The organism is Kitasatospora gansuensis (assembly GCF_014203705.1).
In the GTDB taxonomy this organism is placed as follows: domain Bacteria; phylum Actinomycetota; class Actinomycetes; order Streptomycetales; family Streptomycetaceae; genus Kitasatospora; species Kitasatospora gansuensis.
Genome location: NZ_JACHJR010000001.1, coordinates 4,484,067 through 4,500,054, shown reverse-complemented (window position 1 = coordinate 4,500,054; position 15,988 = coordinate 4,484,067). Strand labels below are relative to the sequence as shown.

General features: G+C 73.7%; 14 protein-coding genes. 6 read left to right on the top strand and 8 right to left on the bottom strand.

Features of this window, described 5'->3' with window-relative positions; translation table 11 throughout:
• Positions 1-68 precede the first annotated feature (68 nt).
• Positions 69-1,580 (bottom strand): DNA repair protein RadA, encoded by a 1,512-nt coding sequence (radA, locus tag F4556_RS19955; RefSeq protein WP_184918067.1) that lies wholly within the window; start codon positions 1,578-1,580, stop codon positions 69-71.
• A 302-nt stretch (positions 1,581-1,882) separates the two neighbouring features.
• Here radA and F4556_RS39490 point away from each other — a divergent pair, with 302 nt between their 5' ends.
• A complete protein-coding gene (locus F4556_RS39490; RefSeq protein WP_184918064.1) occupies positions 1,883-3,523 on the top strand; it encodes a BACON domain-containing protein in 1,641 nt (546 codons plus the stop codon).
• Positions 3,524-3,740: 217 nt separating this feature from the next.
• Here F4556_RS39490 and F4556_RS19945 read toward each other — a convergent pair whose 3' ends face one another.
• From F4556_RS19945 to F4556_RS19930, 4 genes are all read right to left on the bottom strand, one after another.
• The gene (locus tag F4556_RS19945; RefSeq protein WP_184918061.1) at positions 3,741-4,544 is read right to left on the bottom strand and encodes a hypothetical protein; all 804 of its coding nucleotides are present in this window, start codon (positions 4,542-4,544) and stop codon (positions 3,741-3,743) included.
• Between the two features lie 73 nt (positions 4,545-4,617).
• Positions 4,618-5,124: a SigE family RNA polymerase sigma factor gene (locus tag F4556_RS19940; protein ID WP_184918058.1), complete on the bottom strand. Its 507-nt coding sequence runs from the start codon at positions 5,122-5,124 to the stop codon at positions 4,618-4,620.
• Between the two features lie 108 nt (positions 5,125-5,232).
• Entirely contained in the window at positions 5,233-6,528 is a 1,296-nt protein-coding gene (locus F4556_RS19935; RefSeq protein WP_184918055.1) for a DUF1254 domain-containing protein, read from the bottom strand.
• Positions 6,525-7,883 (bottom strand): DUF1254 domain-containing protein, encoded by a 1,359-nt coding sequence (locus tag F4556_RS19930; protein ID WP_184918053.1) that lies wholly within the window; start codon positions 7,881-7,883, stop codon positions 6,525-6,527. Before F4556_RS19930 ends, F4556_RS19935 begins: the two co-directional genes overlap by 4 nt.
• 168 nt (positions 7,884-8,051) lie before the next feature.
• On the opposite strand from F4556_RS19930, the gene F4556_RS19925 reads away from it, so the two are divergent.
• Positions 8,052-9,059, top strand: a complete 1,008-nt coding sequence (locus tag F4556_RS19925; protein WP_184918050.1) for an NAD-dependent epimerase/dehydratase family protein — start codon at positions 8,052-8,054, stop codon at positions 9,057-9,059.
• Between the two features lie 51 nt (positions 9,060-9,110).
• Here the strand turns inward: F4556_RS19925 and F4556_RS19920 are convergent, their stop codons facing one another.
• The gene (locus tag F4556_RS19920) at positions 9,111-10,163 is read right to left on the bottom strand and encodes a family 2 encapsulin nanocompartment cargo protein polyprenyl transferase (protein WP_184918047.1); all 1,053 of its coding nucleotides are present in this window, start codon (positions 10,161-10,163) and stop codon (positions 9,111-9,113) included.
• Positions 10,164-10,224: 61 nt separating this feature from the next.
• Positions 10,225-11,664, bottom strand: a complete 1,440-nt coding sequence (locus tag F4556_RS19915; protein ID WP_376775794.1) for a family 2B encapsulin nanocompartment shell protein — start codon at positions 11,662-11,664, stop codon at positions 10,225-10,227.
• A gap of 438 nt (positions 11,665-12,102) precedes the next feature.
• Here F4556_RS19915 and F4556_RS19910 point away from each other — a divergent pair, with 438 nt between their 5' ends.
• Positions 12,103-13,221, top strand: a complete 1,119-nt coding sequence (locus F4556_RS19910) for an ATP-grasp domain-containing protein (RefSeq protein ID WP_184918041.1) — start codon at positions 12,103-12,105, stop codon at positions 13,219-13,221.
• Between the two features lie 25 nt (positions 13,222-13,246).
• On the opposite strand, the gene F4556_RS19905 is transcribed toward F4556_RS19910, so the two are convergent.
• Positions 13,247-13,804, bottom strand: a complete 558-nt coding sequence (locus tag F4556_RS19905) for a methylated-DNA--[protein]-cysteine S-methyltransferase (protein WP_184918038.1) — start codon at positions 13,802-13,804, stop codon at positions 13,247-13,249.
• A 119-nt stretch (positions 13,805-13,923) separates the two neighbouring features.
• Here F4556_RS19905 and F4556_RS19900 point away from each other — a divergent pair, with 119 nt between their 5' ends.
• The 3 genes from F4556_RS19900 (at position 13,924) to F4556_RS19890 (ending at position 15,897) form a co-directional block, all read left to right on the top strand.
• Positions 13,924-14,457 carry a DUF6197 family protein gene (locus F4556_RS19900; protein ID WP_184918035.1) on the top strand — a complete coding sequence of 178 codons (534 nt, stop codon included), beginning with the start codon at positions 13,924-13,926 and terminating at the stop codon, positions 14,455-14,457.
• 28 nt (positions 14,458-14,485) lie between these two features.
• Entirely contained in the window at positions 14,486-14,659 is a 174-nt protein-coding gene (locus tag F4556_RS19895) for a DUF6126 family protein (RefSeq protein WP_184918032.1), read from the top strand.
• A gap of 119 nt (positions 14,660-14,778) precedes the next feature.
• Entirely contained in the window at positions 14,779-15,897 is a 1,119-nt protein-coding gene (locus tag F4556_RS19890) for a carboxylate-amine ligase (protein ID WP_184918029.1), read from the top strand.
• The last annotated feature ends 91 nt before the right edge of the window (positions 15,898-15,988 follow it).

The window sequence follows — 15,988 nt, the reverse complement described above, 5'->3', positions numbered from 1 at the left end:
CATTACTGCACTTCATGCCGATTAAACAGGGGAAAGTCTAACGGCGTTCGGCAATAAGGAGGTCTGGGTCAGTTGAGTTCGTCCGAGTCGACCGGTTCCCAGCCCTCCATGAGCTCCTCCGGGTAGGCCACGACGGGTGCCGCGACCGGTGCGGGACGGGGCGCGGGCGGCCCTCCGGCGGCCTCCGTACGGGGCTTCGCGGCGGCCTTGCGGCGGCCCGGGATGGCCCGCAGTGCCTCCCCGATGTCGGCCACCTCGACCACCTTCATGCCGCGCGGGACCTTGCCCGGATCCGGCGGGACCAGGGCGTGCGTGAAGCCCAGCCGGTGCGCCTCGGCGAGCCGCCGCTGAACGCCCGTCACCCGGCGGACCTCGCCCGCCAGGCCGACCTCACCGATCGCCACCAGGCCGTTCGGCAGCGGGGTGTCGGAGGAGGAGCTGGCCACCGCGAGCGCGATCGCCAGGTCGGCGGACGGCTCGGTGAGCTTCACGCCGCCGACCGTCGCGGTGTAGATGTCCTGCTTGCCGAGCTTCACGCCGCCGTGCCGCTCCACCACCGCCAGGATCATCGCGATCCGGGGCGACTCCAGACCGGAGGTGGTCCGGCGCGGGGACGGGATCTGCGAATCCACCATCAGCGCCTGCACCTCGGCCACCAGCGGACGGCGGCCCTCCAGGGTGACCGTCAGACACGTCCCCGGGACGGGCTTGTCACGCCGGGTCAGGAACAGCCCGGACGGATCGGCCAGGCCGACGATGCCCTCGTCGTGCAGCTCGAAGCAGCCGACCTCGTCGGTGGCGCCGTAGCGGTTCTTGATGCCGCGGATGATCCGCAGCCGAGCGTGCCGGTCGCCCTCGAAGCTCAGCACCACGTCGACCAGGTGCTCCAGCAGCCGGGGCCCGGCGATCGAACCGTCCTTGGTGACGTGGCCGACCAGCAGCGTCGCCATGCCGCGGTCCTTGGACGCCCGGATCAGCGCACCCGCCACCTCGCGGACCTGGGCCGGGCCGCCGGGCGCGCCGTCCAGCTCGGCGGAGGCGATGGTCTGCACCGAGTCCAGGATCAGCAGACCGGGGTTGACGGCCTCGATGTGCCCGAGCACCGCACCGAGGTCCGACTCGGCGGCCAGGTAGAGGTGGTCGGAGAGCGCGTTGATCCGGTCGGCGCGCAGCCTGACCTGGCTGGCCGACTCCTCACCGGTCACGTACAGGGTGCGGTGCTGGTCGCTGGCCGCCTTGGCCGCCACGTCCAGCAGCAGGGTCGACTTGCCGACACCGGGCTCACCCGCGAGCAGCACCACCGCGCCGGGCACCAGGCCACCGCCGAGCACCCGGTCGAGCTCGGGGACACCGGTGGTACGGGCGGTGGCGACCTTGCCGTCGATCTGGCCGATCGGCTTCGCCGGCGTGCTGACCGGGCCTGCGGCGGTGGTCCGGATCGGGACGGCGCCGTACTCCTCCACGGTGCCCCAGGCGTTGCACTCGGGGCAGCGGCCGACCCACTTGGGCAGCTGGTTGCCGCACTCGGTGCAACGGTATGCCGGGCGGGGCTTGGCGGTGGTCTTGGTGCGGGCAGCCATGGGGCACACCGTAGCGGCTGGCACCGACAGTGAGGGCTGCGCCTTCTGCAGGGCGCCCGGTTGCACTATCCAGGGGCTCGGGGAACTGCGAGGAGATCTGACGCCGGGGTCACATACGAAAGTGCCTGACCACCTACGCACGATCACCTTGCAAGGGTCGGCGTCGCAGTTCCCCGAGCCCCTGGTCAGCTCCGGCTGAGGCCTCTGCAAAAGGTTCTCGGTCGGGTGGTGTTGTTACCCGAAAGAAGTACAAGGGGCCCGAATCGGCCCCGGGCCGCAGCGCGGTGCCTAGCGTCGGACGGGTGACGACTTCCCCCACGTCCACGGCGGCGGCCTACGACCAGTACGCCGACGGGCTGTTCACGTACTGTCTCTCCGTCCTGTGCGAGCACGACGCCACCGTCGCGGCGGTCCGCGAGGTGCGCGACCTCGCGCTGCGGCACGGCGAGCGGCTGGCCGATCCCGCGCTGCGCCGGGCCTGGCTGTACTCGCTGGCGCGGCACTGCTGTCTGCGGCGGCTGGCCGAGGGCCTGGTGGCGCCGGGGCCGGAGCACCGGGCGGAGCTGGCGTCGCTGGCCTGGCCGGAGGCGGCCGGGACGCCGCCGGAGCAGCGCGAGGCGTTGGAGCTGGCGGTGCGTCACCGGCTCGGGCCGGACGAGGTGGCGGCCGTGCTGGGGCTGTCCAGGGCGGCGGGCGACGAGTTGCTGGCCGCCGCCGAGGCGGAGGTGTGGCGGACCAGGGTCGCGCTGCTGGTGCTCGGGGTGGGCAGCTGCCCGGTGCTGGCCGAGCTGGGCGGGGCCGGGGCGGAGAGCTGGCGGGAGTGGGTGCTCGGTCCGGCGCTGCGCCGCGAGCTGGTGCGGCACGTGGTGGACTGCCCGACCTGCCGGGGCACGGCGGAGCGGGTCTCCGGCGAGCTGGGCCGGGGCCTGGCGGCGCTGCCCGGGCTGCCGTTGCTGCCCGCGCCGGAGGAGCTGCGGGCCCGGATGGTGTCCCGGCGGCCGGCCGGTCCCGAGGAGGGTGCGCTCCGGTTCGACCAGCGGGGTTTCCCCCGCCACCGGGCGCCGAGTCGGCTGGGTGGTCTGGCGGTGCGTCAGCGGGTGGTGACCACGGGCGTGCTGGCGGCGGTGCTGACGGCTCCGGTGGTGGCGCTCTGGGGTGCGCACCGGGGCGGCGAGGGTACGGCGGGGACGGCGGCGGTCTCCTCGGTGCGGGTGGAGACACCCGCGCGGCCGTCCGCCGGGCCGTCGGTCCGGGAGGTACCGGTGACGCCGGTCGGCTCGGAGCACGGTCTTGAGCTGGCCGGTTCGGTCACCATGGGCGCAGAAACGTTGCTGCCGTCCGTCCTGGGTCCGGCTGTCCCGGTTCCGGGGCACGGGGCCACCCGGCTGGGCAACGCCACGCCCCGGCCGGAGGCTCCCGCCCAGCCGCCGGCCGGCCCCGGACAGCTGACGGTCGAGGCGCAGGAGTTCGGCGAGCGCACGGTGATCACCCTGGTCAACTCCGGTGGCACCACGATCCGCTGGCACGCCGAACTGGACGTCGACTGGCTCCGGCTGAGCCGCGACTCCGGCACCCTGGCCCCGGCCCAGCGGATCACCGTCACCGTGACGGTCGATCAGTCCCGGGCGCCGGACCACCAGTGGCGGGCCCGGATCGCGCTGCCCCCGTCCCAGGCCGTGGTCACCCTGGAGGGCGGCCCGTCCGACCGGGGCATCCCCACCCAGCCGCCGGCCTCCTCGCCCGCACCGACCGGTCCCGGCACCCCGGAACCGGAGCGGACACCGACCTCGAGGCCGTCACCGACTCCGAGTGGTACGGGCTCTCCCACACCGAGCGCGCCGCCGAGCGGCAGCCCCACGCCCACGCCGGGCGACACCCCCGGCCACTCCCCGACGCCGAGCACCACGCCGAGCACCGGGCCGAGCACGCCCGCGTCCCCGTGACGGGCCGATCGCGGGCCGACGCCCCGGGGAGTACGCGATGAGGTACCGCACCCCGGGCATCCCGGGCGGTCGCCCCGGCGCCCGACGGCGGGGGGTGCCACGTCGGCCCCCGCACCGGCCTACCGCGGCGGCCCGGCCGCCGCACCATCCCTCACGTTAGAAGCGCCGTCGGTCGCCCGACGCCACGTCAGACAACGCCACGTCACCCGACGGCACGTCAGGCGACGGCACCGAGGATCGGCGCCCAGACCTCGCCGGTGAGCGCGGCCACCACCTGCTGCTCGGAGAGCGGCGGAGCGACCCGGGTCGGCTTCGGCGTGTCGGCGCCGCTGCCCCCGCCGGTGCTGTTCCACTCCACCAGCTGGAGCTGCCCGCCGGTCGACTTCACCGTCACCGTCACCGTCCAGCGGCGGGCGGTGTCGGCGGTGGCCGGCTGCTTGGCCGCGCTCTGCTCGAACATCACGACGGCACCGCCCGGGATCGCGGCGCTGCTCGGCAGCTCGCTCATCGCGCAGGTGTCACCTGCGGGACGCGCGGGCGTCCGCTCGCAGTTCAGCCCGTCGCCGTCCTTGAGCGGCAGCTTGAGCCGCACGGTCGAGACACCGACGAACGCGGCGCCCTGACCGTCGTCGAGGACCAGTCCGCCGTTGGCGACCAGCCCGCCGCGCGGATCCGAGGGGTTGTTGCTCTGCCCGGTCACCTGGCTGAACCGGCCCCCGGGGAACGTCTTCTGCAGGGCCGCGGTCATCTGGTCGCCACTGATCGCGGACCGGGGCATCGCCAGCGCCACCATCTCCATGTCGGAGCCACCAAGGTGGGTCCCGACGGACGTGCCGGGGATCGCCAGGGCGGCCGCCGCGACCGCGGCGCAGGTGCCGACCCCGGCGATGACGCCGGCGCTGCGCCGACGCCGACGGCTCCGTCCGCGCTGGACGGCTCCGCCCAGGAGCGCGGTGAGGTCGGGTTCGAGGGAGTCGGTCGTGCGGTTCACGGCATGGGCGAAATCTGCTTCGAACGGCATGCTGGTGTCACCTTTTCGGTTTTTCGGTCGCTGATGAGGACGTGTGAGCGGTTTGACCTGCGGGCACGGATGCTCAGTGCGGAACCAGGTCGGACAGGCTGTCACCGAGCAGAGCGCGCACCCTGGCGAGCGCCCGGGTGCCCTGGGAGCGGACCGCGCTCTTGCTCAGCTTGAGCATCCGGGCGGTCTCCTCGATGCTGCGGTCCTCCCAGTAGCGCAGCAGCAGCACCGCCCGGTCGCGGGGCGGCAGTTGGCCGAGCGCGTCCAGCAGGGTCAGCCGCAGTGCGGTGTCCGGGCCGGACGCCGCGTCGTCGGGCAGGTTCCCGATCGGACGCTCGCCGGTGCTGCGCCGACGCCGCAGGCTGAGGAAGGTGCGGACCAGCACCGTCTGGGCGTAGGCCGCCGGGCTGTCCGCACCGGCCACCCGGTTCCAGTGCACGTACACCCGGCTGAGGGTCTCCTGGACCAGGTCCTCGGCGAGGTGCACATCACCGGCCGCGAGGACGTACGCCGAGCGGTACAGCGCCTTTGCCCGCTCAGCCACGAACTCCAGGTACTCATCCTCCTGTGCTGATTTCACTCGGTGCCCGCCTGTTCCCTTGTTCCGCGATCCCCGTGCATACCCCTCATGACTACGTGAGCTGCCAGGATGTCGCGCCGCAGGAGCACTTTCTTTCAGCGGGGCCTTTCAGTGCGGTCGCAGCGGCGGCAGCCGGTACGTGCCGTCCAGCACGGCGGCGCCCGGCTGGTGGAGCCGGATCACCGCGCGGAACTCCCCCGCCGGGACGGGCAGCCAGTTGGCGCTGTGGTCGGCGTCGTCCGGCCGCTCGTACTGGAGCAGCAGGGTGAGCGAGCCGTCCGGTGCGTACACCAGGCCCGGAGTGCGGTCGCCGATCGAGCGGTGGCCGGTGGCGTCGTCCAGGGTGAGCGACCAGCAGGCGTCCACCGGTGGCGGTTCCTCGAAGCGCAGCGTGTACGAGCGGGCGCCGGTGAGCGGCCTGCCGTCGGCGTCCTGGGAGGTGGTCGCCTGCACCACCTCGTAGGCGTGGCTGCCCCAGAGTGCGGCGCGGGCGGCGACCGCGCGGGTCAGGTGGGCGGCCCGGCGGTCGGGGATCCGCCACTGCGGGTCGTCGAGGGTGCCGGGGCCGAGGTGGTCCAGGTTGTAGTCGAAGAGATGCAGGTTCAGCGTCCACTCGCCGCCCGGCCGGTCGGGGTCGGGGCGGCCGGCCTGCTCGACCAGGCGGCGGCCTTCGGCCAGGCCGGCGGCCAGCGCGGCGGCCCAGGTGGGGGCGGGGTTGCGGTAGGGCGAGACGCCCGCGTCCAGCAGACCGAGCGGGGCGAACCGCTGCTGATACTCGACGTCGGGCACGGCGGGCGGGAACTGCGCTGCCCAGAGCCGGAGTTGCTCCAGGAAGTGGAACTCCTCCGGCACCTCGGGGTCGGGTTCGGGCAGGCCCGCGTACACCCCGCCGGGCTCCAGCGGGCTGAGGGTCAGCCCGGCCTGCAGGGCGCGGACCCGGGGCAGGTCGGCCGGTCCTTCGCAGGCGGTGCGGCCGATCACGGTGGCGACCGTGGTCGGGCACTCGATGACCTGGAGGCCCGGTTCGGGGGTGCCGTGCCAGTGCGGGGGCACCAGCAGGCGGCGCTGCGCGCCGGTGCCGGTGGCCCGGCGGCCCAGGTAGGCGAAGTTGTTGGTCCAGGCGTCGACGAACTGGAGCACCAGGTAGGCACCGCCGGTGTCCGGCACGTCGAGCACCAACGGGCCTCCGGAGAGGTCGAGTTGGGCGATCGAGCAGACGGCGGCGGCGTTCACCGAACCGGCCGCGACGGCCCGGTCGGCGTGGCCGAAGCGGTTGTACCCGGTGCCGGTCAGGCCGCCCAGGCCCTGCCGCGCGCACCGGTCGACCGTGGTGAGGCCGCTGACCAGCGGTGAGCCGTAGACGTAGGCCGCCGCGGCGAGGGCCTCCGGGTCGGCCGCGGTCACGCCTGGTCCTCCTCCTCCGGCCCGCGCAGGGCGAGGACGGGGAGGGTCCAACTGCCGTCCAGGACGGCCTGATCGGGGCCGTAGAGCCGGATCACGACGGTGAACGGGCCGTCGGGAGCGGGCAGCCAGTTGGCGTTGTGGTCGGCGTCGGCCGGGCGCTTGTGCCGGACGTGCAGGGTCAGGCCGCCGTCCGGGTCGTAGACCAGACCGGGGGTCCGGTCACCGATCGAGTACCGCTGCAGCGGGTTGTCCACCAGCAGCCGCTCGGGCAGCCGGTACATGGTGGCGGACCAGAAGAACCGGGCCGGCGGCAGCTTGCCGGGCGGGAAGCGCAGCACGTAGTCGCGTTCCGAGGCGTCGGGCGGGCGGTTGCCCTCGCTGTCCGCCGCCCAGCCGCCGTACCAGGCCTCGGCGGACGGCAGGCCGTACAGGCCCATGTGGGCGCCGACCGCGCGGGCGAGGAAGTCCTCCCCCAGCTCGGCCCGGGTGCCGAACAGGCCGGTAGAACCTACGGTCCCGGCGGCGGCCCGCTCCAGCTCGGCCCGGCCGTCCGCGATGCCCTGGGCGATCGACTCGCGCAGTTCGGCGGTCAGCGTGGCGGGCTCGAAGTCGCCGACACCGATGCCGAGTTCGGCCAGTCGGCGGCGCAGGTCCTGTTCGGCGGGGAAGGCGCTGCCGGCCGGCCGGGGCGGGAAGAAGCCGAGCAGGAAGTCCAGCAGGACGAAGAACTCCAGGGTGTCCCGGATCTCCTCCCGCCAGACCGGCCAGACCGGCTCGTGCGGGGCCGGCGGCGGCTCGGTGCCCCGGTCCGCGCTGAGCGGCAGCAGCCGGTACCTGCCCTGGATCCGCTCCAGCTCGGGTACGTCCTCCGGGCCGGCCAGGTAGGTGCGGCCGAGGATGCCGACCAGCTCGGTGTCGGCGCGCAGCACCCCGTCGAAGCCGTCCGCCGGGACGTCGTGGTGCCGGGGGCCGGTGACCAGGTAACGGCCGGCCTCCTGGCCGGTGGTCCGGGAGCCGACGAAGCCGACGTACGGGGTGTCCAGCTCGTGCACCGGGATCACGTAGTAGCGGTTCATCGCCGGGACCTCGATCACCCACGGCTCGGCCCGCAGGTCGAGCCAGGCCCAGGAGTAGGGGGTGTCGTTGTTCGGGGTCACCACGTCGGTGTTGGCGGGGGTGAAGGGCTTCGGGTAGTGCCGGAAGACGCCGAAGCCGCCCACGTACCGGGGGTCCGCCTCGTCGATGGCCTGCGGGTACATGGTGCGGTAGTTCTCCAGCAGGCTGAATCCCCAGATCCAGCCCTCCGCCGCCGTCCTGCGCACCGTCGCCGGATCCACCAGTGCCGGGTTACCCATGCCGTCGCGCTCCCCAGGTCGGACATACCGTCATGAACCGTACGGAACGGATGCTATGCCGCCCACGACCGACCGGCATGTCGGACGGAGCGTCAGCTCTCGGCGAACCGGCTTTGCCCAGGGCGAACCCCGCTTCCGGCCACCGCCCGACGGGCGCAGGCTGACGGTATGAACCTCCTCGTGATCGGCGGCTCCTCCTTCCTCGGCCGCGCCTACGTGTCCGAAGCCCTGCGGCGTGGCCATCGGGTCACCACCTTCAACCGCGGCCTCTCCGGCCCCGACCAGCCCGGCGTCGAAGCCGTCCGGGGCGACCGCAACTCCCCCGAGGACCTGGCCCGGCTGGTCGAGGGCCGCCGCTGGGACGCCGTGGTGGACAGCGCCGGGCAGCAGCCGTACGCGGTCGCGCTGGCCGCCCGGACGCTGCGCGACCACACCGACCACTACACCTTCGTCTCCTCCGTGCACGCCTTCACCGACTGGCCCGCGCTGCCGGTCGACGAGAACTCCGCCACCCAGCCCTGCCCCGCCGACACCCCGGCCGACCAGCCGCCCGGCAACCACCTCAAGGCCGGCTGCGAGCGCGCGGTGCTGGAGGCGTTCGGGCCCGAGCGGTCGCTGATCCTCAACTGCGGCCTGCTGATCGGCCCGTACGAGAACGTGGGCCGGCTGCCCTGGTGGCTGGAGCGGATCGCCGAGGGGGGCCGGGTGCTCGCGGGCGGCGACCCGGAGCGCAAGCTCCAGCTGATCGACGCCCGGGACTTCGCCGCCTTCGGGCTCGACCTGCTGGAGCGGGGCGACGCCGGACGGTACGTCACCACCGCGCTGCCCGGCACCAGCACCATGCGCGGGATGCTCGAAGCCTGCGTGGCGGTCACCGGCAGCAGGGCCGAACTGGTCTGGGCGCCGGACGAGTTGCTCGCGGAGGCGGAGGTGATGCCGTGGGTCGAACTGCCGCTCTGGAGTCCGTCCTCGGCCGAGTGGTCGGGCATCTGGGCCACCGACTCCGCGAAAGCCGCGGCGGCCGGACTGCGTACCCGCCCGCTGGCCGAGACGGTCGCCGACACCTGGGCCTGGATCCAGCAGCGCGGCCCGGCCGCCGACCCCTACCGGCAGGGCACCACCCCGCTCGGGATCGACCGGGCGAAGGAGCAGCAGCTGCTGGCCAAGCTGGGCTGAGCCGACAGCGGGCGGCACCGCCAGACCACGGCGGTGCCGCCCGAGAGGTGCTCAGTACGCCCGTCGGGTGACCAGCTCCGCCAGCGCCAGCAGGTCGTCGGCCGCCGACGGGTCGGGGACGGCGTCCGCGAGGTGGGCGATCGCGGATGCCATCCGCTCGCAGGACTCGCTCTGCGCCCAGGCCCGGCCGCCGGCCTGGTCCACCGCGGCGGCCGCCTCGTGCAGCTCGGTGGCGGTCAACGGGCGGTCCAGTGCGTAGAGTTCGGCCAATCGGGCACTGCCTGGGCGGTCGGCGGCGAGCGCGAAGACCACCGGCAGGGACTTCTTCCTGGCGGCCAGGTCGGCGCCGACCGGCTTGCCGGTGACCGCCGGGTCGCCCCAGATGCCGATCAGGTCGTCGATCAGCTGGAAGGCCAGCCCGATCTCCCGGCCGAACGCGTCCAGCGCGTCCGCCGCCTGCTCCCCGGCACCGCCGTAGAGCGCGCCGATCGCGCAGGCGGCGCCGAGCAGGGCACCGGTCTTGGCCTCGGCCATCGCCAGGCACTCGGCCAGCGAGACGTCGTCGCGCCGCTCGAAGGCGCAGTCCGCCTGCTGGCCCTCGCAGAGCTCGACCACGCAGTCGGCCAGCCGACGGACCGCCACCGCGGCGGCCGGGTGCTCGTCCTCCGCGAGCACCCGCAGGGCCAGCGAGTGCATCGCGTCGCCCGCCAGGATCGCCTCGGTGGCGCCGAACACCCGCCAGGCGGTGGGGCGGTGGCGCCGGGTGTCGTCCCGGTCGATCACGTCGTCGTGCAGCAGGGTGAAGTTGTGCACCAGCTCGACGGCGGCCGCCGCCCGGACCGCGACGGCGGGCCGGGCGGCCCCGACCGCCTGGGCCGCCGCCAGCACCAGGGCCGGGCGGATCGCCTTGCCCGAACCGGCGGTCGAGTCCGTGCCGTCCGCCTCCCACCAGCCGAAGTGGTACCCCGAGACCCGCCGCATCGCGGCGGGCAGCGACTCGACGGCCGCCCGCAGCACCGGATCCACCACCGCCCGGGAGCGGGCCAGCACCTCGATGGCCTCGACCCCCTCGCGGCTCTCCCGCTCGATCGCGAAGATCCCCATGTACGTCCTCCCCCAGAAGAAGTGGCTGCGCGCGGACCGCCCGCAGCTCGGTACCGCGGCCCTAGGACGCGATGTCGACGTTCTCGAGCACACCGACCGCGTTCGGCACCAGCACCGCGGCGGAGTAGTAGGTGCTCACCAGGTAGGAGGTGATCGCCTTCTCGTCGATCCCCATGAACCGCACCGAGAGCCCGGGCTCGTACTCGTCCGGCAGACCAGTCTGCCGGAGCCCGATCACCCCCTGGTTGTCCTCCCCGGTGCGCATCGCCAGGATCGAGGTGGTCTGCCCCTTGCTGATCGGGATCTTGTCGCAGGGCAGGATCGGCACCCCACGCCAGGCGGTGAGCCGCTTACCGTCCAGCTCGACCGTCTCCGGGTAGAGGCCGCGCTTGCCGGCCTCCCGGCCGATCGCGGCGATCGCCCTCGGGTGCGCCAGGTAGTACCGGGTGCTCTTGCGTCGGCTGAGCAGGTCGTCCATGTCGTCCGGGGTCGGCGGCCCGGAGTGGGTGGAGATCCGCTGCTCGTACGCGGCGGTCGCCAGCAGGCCGAACTCGGGGTTGTTGACGAGCTCGTACTCCTGGCGCTCGCGCAGTGCCTCGACGGTCAGCCGGAGCTGGTGCTCGGTCTGGTTCATCGGCTCGTTGTAGAGGTCGGCGACCCGGGTGTGCACCCGGAGCACGGTCTGCGCCAGGCTCAGCTCGTACTCGCGCGGCCGGAGCTCGTAGTCCACGAAGGTGCCCGGCAGCCCGACCTCGCCCCGGTGCCCGGCGGACAGCTCGATCTCCGCCTCGCCGTACTTGTTGACGGCGTGCCGGGTGCCCGCCGCGTACCGCTCGATCTGCTCGCGCAGCGCGGGGGACCGCTCGGTCAGCTCCTGGAAGGCCGCCCGAGGCAGCGCCAGCACGGTGCCCGCCGTGGCGGCCCGGACCGCGTACGGCCAGAGCGCATCGGGCTGCCGCAGGGCCTCGTCGCCCAGCTGGTCGCCGTCGGCCACCATCCCGAGCAGCGTGGTCTCGCCGTACTTGCCGGTGCCCAGCCGGTCGAGCTTGCCGTGGGCGATCAGGAAGACCTGGTCGACCGGCTGCCCGGCCTCCGCCAGCAGCTCGCCGGGGGCGACCGTACGGGCGGTGAACCGGCCCGCCAGCTCGACCAGCAGCCGGTCGTCCGGGAAGTCGCGGAGCAGCGGGATCTCCCGGAGCGTCGGCGCCACCACCCGGACCTCGGAGCCGGTCTGCTCGAAGGCCACCCGGCCCTGACCGACGGCGTGGCTCAGCCGCCGGTTCACCCGGTAGGCACCGCCCGCGACCTCGACCCAGGGCAGCGCCTTGAGCAGCCAGCGGTCGGTGATCTCCTGCATCTGCGGGGCGGACTTGGTGGTGGTCGCCAGTTGTCGGGCGGCCTCGGTGCCGAGGCTCTGCCGCTGGGCCGCCGGGTGCGGGTGCACGCCGACCCCGGCCGGTGGCTCCCCACCCTGGTGGGGGATACCGACATTGGTGGTGATGGACATCGAGGGGGCCTCTCCGCGAGCACGATGCGGGCACGATGGACTGATCGCGTTGCGTGGTTCATGGTGACGGCCGGGCGGGCTCAGCTGATCGACAAATGCCACCGGGCTCACCCGAATCAGTGACTGTTCGGACGTTCGCGCTCCGAAGGCGCCGTTTTTGTGCATGGCGTACGCCGTCGCACTCCGGCCGTCGAAGAATTCACATCCCGGAAACCTGTCGACCGCCAGGTCAACTTGGCGGCCTTTCAGGTGAGTTGACGGAGCGTCGGGGATCCCCCCGATCGGCGCCGCGGATCGGCCGCCACCCCCCGTTCATCCGTTCGGCCGAGAGCGCTAAGGTGCCACTTCAAGGGCGCAGCCAAGGCCGGTCGGCCATCCTCTGCCAGCCGCCCTCCCACGCCTTTTGCTGCCCTTTTTCCCTGGGAGACCCCCGTGATCGCCCCCACCCGTGTCTGGCTGAACCGCACCTACGCCGAGAACGTCTTCTTCATCGACCTGCTGCGGACGGCGCCGGTGGAGGTCTACGCCACCCACGTGGACGCCGACTCCCCCGTGCTGGCGGCCGCCGACCACGGTCTGCTGGAGCCGGACGGGCTGTCCGCCGAGGCGTACGTCGAGTTCGCCCTCGACTTCTGCGACCGGCACCGGATCGACGTCTTCCTCCCCCGGCTGCACCAGCTCGCGATCGCCCGGCGCGGCGCCGAGTTCGCCGCCCTCGGCACCGCGCTGATCTGCCCGCCCGCCCAGGCGATCGCCACCTTCGAGAGCAAGGTGGACGGCTACGTCGCGATGGCGGCCGCCGGACTGCCGGTGCCGAGCTGGCACCACGTCCGGACCGCCGACGAACTTCTGCGCGCGGTGGAGGAGTTGGAGTACGCCGGGGATCAGCCCTGCCTCAAGCCGGCCAGCGGCGCGGGCGGCGAGGGCTTCCGCACCATCACCCGGGAGCCGTTCCACCTGGGGCTGCTGGCCGGCTGGCCCAGCGGGAGCGTGCAGCTCGGCCAGCTGGCCGAGGCGATCGCCGCCGCCCCCGGGCCGGTCGACCTGCTGGTGATGCCCTACCTGGAGGGCCCCGAGGTCTCGGTGGACTGCCTGGCCGACCCGGACGGCCGGCTGCTGGCCGCCGTCGGCCGCACCAAGAGCAGCCGCCGCCGGAGCTTCACCGTCGACCCGGTGTACCTGGAGCCGACCCGGCGGCTGATCGAGACCTTCGGGATGGCGTACCTCTCCAACGTGCAGTTCCGCCACCACCGGGGCGTACCGGTGCTGCTGGACATCAACACCCGGCCGTCCGGTGGTCTGCACCAGCTGCGGCTGTGCGGGCTCAACCTGCCGCTGGCCGCCCTGCAGCTGGCGCTCGGCCGGCTGCCCGTACTGCCGCCGGCCGACGAACTGCTCGGCGAGGACTACGCGTTGGTGGCCGGCATCCAGCCGGTGCTGCCGCCGCTGGCGGCCGCGCTGCACCAGCCGGTGGCCCCGCAGCAGGCAGTGGTGGCCGTGCACCGGGCGGAGACCCTGCACCAGCCGAAGCCGCTGGCCGCCCTGGTCTGACCGGTCCTACGCCGGGGCCCCGGGGTCAGCCGGGGCCGTTCCAGTCCAGCGTGGGCGGCAGCACGCCCTCCAGGGTGAGCAGCCAGCGCTTGATCTCCAGGCCGCGCGGCCCGCCGCCGAAGCCGCCGAGACCGTCCGAGGCGACCACCCGGTGGCAGGGCACCAGCAGGCAGAGTGGGTTGGCGCCCATCATCTTCCCCACCGTCCGGGCGGCGGTCCATCCGCCGTCCGTGAAGTCCTCGAACACCCCGCTGCGGGCGCCGAGTTCGCCGTAGGTGAGGGTCTGCCCGTAGCCGGCCTGGGCGGTCAGGGTCTGCAGCACGGTGCGGTGCGGCCCGGTGGTGAACCGCCAGTCGATCGGCAGCCCCAGCTCGGTCCGCCGGCCCTCGAAGTACTCCGCCAGCCGGGCCCGCACCAGCCCGGCCCGGCTCTCGTCCACGCACTCCGGTATGCCCACCCGGCCGGGCACGCCCCCGATCGCGTCCCCGTGGTACGAGACCGCCGCCACTCCCTGCTCGGTGACGGCCAGCCGCAGCGGCCCGCTCGGCAGCGGCGTCGGCACGGTCACCCAGGAGATCGACATACCAGCACGCTACCCGCGCCCACCCACGGCCGACCGCCGGATTCCCGATTTCCGCCGCGCCGGGAACGCCCCGCGAGTCGGCCCCGGCGCGCCGCCGGAACGTCCGGTATCAAGAAAGGGTGAAATCACCCCATAAGCCGTTAATTCTCCCGCCCCTGCTCACCGTCGACAGCTCCGACCTGGTCGCCGAGATCGAGGCCTACCTCGCCTCCTCCCCGGCCCGCCCCGAGCTGCCGTACGTCTGCCCGCTCGGCAGCGTCAGGCAGCCCTGGTACGCGGAGTACCGGCCGCCGGCCGCGACCCTGCTGGACCGCCTGCTGCGCAGGCCGCCCGCGCCCACCCGGGTCGGCATCGCCGGGCACCTCACCCTGACCTCCCGGTACCTGGCCGCGGCCGGCTGGGTGCAGGGCACCATGTGGGACGCCGAGGGCCGGGTCTGCCTGCTCGGCGCCCAGGCCGCCGTACTGGCCCACGGCTTCGGCTCCCCGGCGGACGCCCGCCGGGCCCGGATCCAGGTGATGGAGGTGCTGCACGCGGGCGGACACCCCGTCAGCTCCCCCGACGAGTACAACGACGACCCGGCCACCCGGCAGGCGGACGTCCACCGAGTGCTCGACCGGGCCGCCGCGCGCGCCCGTACACTCGGGATCTGACCCGGCCGCGACCCGAAGGAGCCCGACGATGACCGAGGCCGTTCGGAGCGATGCCGGGACCGGAGCCGTTCGGAGCAGCGCCGTCCGGGACGAGAAGAGCAGGCGCCGCCAGATGCTGGTCCGGGCGTCCATCTACATCGCCGGCACGCACCTCTTCGCCGGGTTCGTGATCCTGCTCTTCGCGCTGGGCAACCGCCACTGAGCTCGGGCTTGTCCGTCGTTGCTCCACCCGATCGGGCAGGCGTGTCCCGTGGTTCGTTCACCGACGGCCGGGCAGACTGCCCAGCGACAGGCGGAACCACGGGAACGGGACGGTGGGCGATGTCGGAGTCCGGTGCGGGCCAGCTGCCGACCATCGGGGTCGAGGAGGAGTTCCTGCTCGCCGACCGGTACAGCCGGTCGGCCGTCGGCGCGGCACCGACGGTCCTGAAGACCGCCACCGAGCTGCTCGGCGACCAGGTCGGCTGCGAGCTGTTCCCGACCATGGTGGAGACCCGGACCGTACCGGTGCACACCCTGGACCAGCTGCGCGACGAGCTGCTCCGGCTGCGCGCGGGCGTCGCCGCCGCGGCCGACCAGGCGGACTGCCGGGCGGTGGCCTCCGGCACCATGGTGATCCCCTCCGCCACCCGACTCGACGTCAGCGACCAGGACCGGTACCGGCTGATGGTCGCCGAGTACGGGCCGCTGGTCCACGGTGACCAGGGCGCGGGCGTGGCCGGGTGCCACATCCACCTCGGGGTGCCGGACCGGGAGAGCGCCGTCCAGCTGACCAACCACCTCCGGCCGTGGCTGCCGATTTTGCAGGCGATCGCCGCCAACTCGCCCTTCCACGACGGCCGGGACACCGGGTACGCGGGCTGGCGCACCCTGCGCTGGGCGCAGTTCCCGGGCGCCGGGCCGACCCCGCTGCTCGCCGACGCCGCCGAGTACGACGCACTGCTGGACCGGCTGGTCGACTCCGGCCTGCTGCTCGACCGGCGGATGGCCTACTGGCACGCCCGGCCCTCCGAGCGCTTCCCGACCGTGGAGATCCGGGTCTGCGACGTGAGCACCGACCCCGGGGTGGTCGTCCTGCTGGCCGGGCTGGCCCGGGCGCTGGCCACCGTCCTGCTGGCCGAGGCCGTCCGGGGCGTCCGGCCCCCGCAGGTGCCCGACTCGCTGCTCCGGGCCGCGCACTGGCGGGCCGCCCGGGACGGCCTGACCGGCGCCGGGGTCGACCTGACCACCGGCGCCCCCGCCCCCGCCCACGAGCTGGTCGACCGCCTGCTCCGCCGGACCGCCCCCGGCCTGGCCGCCGCCGGGGACACCACGACCGTCCACAGGCTGTGGACGGAGCTGCGCAAGCACGGCGGCGGCGCCGAGCGGCAGCGCACGGCCTACCGCCGCCGGTACGACCTGCGGGACGTGGTCGACGCGGTCACCCTGCCGCAGCACTGACCCGATCCGACGTACTTGCGTGATAGCTGTCGAAATTTTGCACATTTACATGGACTTCATGCACCGTCGCGCCTAGTCTCTCCAACGCTCG

Coding starts and splice junctions, on each gene's coding strand:
- radA (WP_184918067.1), bottom strand. CDS start 1,580: ATGGCTGCCCGCACCAAGACCACCGCCAAGCCCCGCCCGGCATACCGT.
- F4556_RS19945 (WP_184918061.1), bottom strand. CDS start 4,544: ATGCCGTTCGAAGCAGATTTCGCCCATGCCGTGAACCGCACGACCGAC.
- F4556_RS19905 (WP_184918038.1), bottom strand. CDS start 13,804: ATGTCGATCTCCTGGGTGACCGTGCCGACGCCGCTGCCGAGCGGGCCG.
- F4556_RS19895 (WP_184918032.1), top strand. CDS start 14,486: ATGACCGAGGCCGTTCGGAGCGATGCCGGGACCGGAGCCGTTCGGAGC.
- F4556_RS19930 (WP_184918053.1), bottom strand. CDS start 7,883: ATGGGTAACCCGGCACTGGTGGATCCGGCGACGGTGCGCAGGACGGCG.
- F4556_RS19925 (WP_184918050.1), top strand. CDS start 8,052: ATGAACCTCCTCGTGATCGGCGGCTCCTCCTTCCTCGGCCGCGCCTAC.
- F4556_RS19920 (WP_184918047.1), bottom strand. CDS start 10,163: ATGGGGATCTTCGCGATCGAGCGGGAGAGCCGCGAGGGGGTCGAGGCC.
- F4556_RS19890 (WP_184918029.1), top strand. CDS start 14,779: ATGTCGGAGTCCGGTGCGGGCCAGCTGCCGACCATCGGGGTCGAGGAG.